Genomic DNA, 1383 nt, shown 5'->3' on the forward strand with positions numbered 1-1383 from the left:
CGCAGCATCACTGCGGCATTCCCGCAGATCGACAGCATGGTCGGGGTGCGCCCAGATTCGCGGCCCTGGCATCCCAACGGGCTGGCGATCGACGTCATGGTGCCGAATCCGGGTAGCGCCGAAGGGGTCGCGCTCGGCGATCAGATCGTCGACTACGCCTTGCGGAACGCCGACCGGTTCGCGGTGCAAGACGTCATCTGGCGCGGCACGTACCACACGCCCGCCGGCGCGGACCGGGGCGGCTACGGGCACTACGAGCACGTGCACATCACGACTTTCGGGGGTGGGCGTCCGACCGGCAACGAGCAGTACCTGCGCGCGGACGAGGCGACCGTCGGTCAGCCGGCGCCACCTGCTGAGGTCCCACCACCCGCAGACGACGCCCCGCCCGCGTCGGGTGAGGCGCCGCCACCCCAGTGAGCCTCCGTCGGCTCAGATGCGCTCGACCTTGAGCTCGCCGGCACCAAACTGGGTGCGCAGGCGTTTCTTGTCGAACTTGCCGACGCTGGTCTTGGGGATCTCGTCGGCCCGCGCCCAGTTCTCCGGCAGTTGCCACTTGGCTAATTGGTCAGGGTGGCTGGCCAGGTAGTGCGCAAGTTCCTGGAGCGAGGTGTCGGCGTCCTCGCGCAGGACGGCGACCACCAGCGGGCGTTCGTCCCATTTTTCGTCGGGGATGCCGATCACCGCCGCTTCGAGGACGTCGGGGTGGCCCATGATCAGGTTCTCCAGCTCCACCGATGAGATCCACTCGCCGCCGGACTTGATGATGTCCTTCGTCCGGTCGGTGATGGTCAGATAGCCGTCGGGGGTGATGGACCCGACGTCTCCGGTGCGCAGCCAGCCGTCGTCGAATTTGTCCGGGGCGTCGATGTGGTAGTAGCCGCCGGCGATCCAGGGGCCGCGCACCTCGAGTTCGCCGATGCTCGATCCGTCGTTGGGTAGCACCGCGCCGCCGTCGCCGACCAGACGGGCCTCGACGGCGGCGGTGAAGCGTCCCTGGGTGCAGCGGTAGCGCCAGGCGTCTTCTCCGGTGGCGGCCGCTGGCGGGTTGGCGACCGAACCCAGCGGCGAGGTCTCGGTCATGCCCCAGGCATGGATCACCGTGATGCCGTATTTGTCCTGGAAGTCCCGCAGCAGTGACTGCGGCGCCGCCGAGCCGCCGACCACCGCTTTCTTCATCGACGAGATGTCGGTGTGGTGGTCTTCGAGGTAATGCAGCAGCCCCTGCCAGATCGTCGGCACCGCCGCGGCGAAGTCCGGCCGGACGGCGGCGATCATCTCGGCCAGCGGCGCCGGCTGCAGGAACCGGCCGGGCATCAGCAGCGACGCCCCGATCATGAATGCCGCATACGGCATCCCCCAGGACATGGCGTGGAACTGCGG

The 1383-nt window shown here is 68.5% G+C and carries 1 protein-coding gene and 1 pseudogene; one reads left to right on the forward strand and one right to left on the reverse strand.

Features of this window, described 5'->3' with window-relative positions; translation table 11 throughout:
* Positions 1 to 318: pseudogene (locus AC2VOP_RS05265) on the forward strand (VldE C-terminal domain-containing protein); the annotation flags it as partial.
* A gap of 114 nt (positions 319 to 432) precedes the next feature.
* Here AC2VOP_RS05265 and AC2VOP_RS05270 read toward each other — a convergent pair.
* On the reverse strand, positions 433 to 1383 hold a 951-nt coding region (locus tag AC2VOP_RS05270; RefSeq protein WP_486959970.1), incomplete at its 5' end, for an AMP-binding protein.

Source organism: Mycobacterium sp. TH-M106, assembly GCF_057473765.1.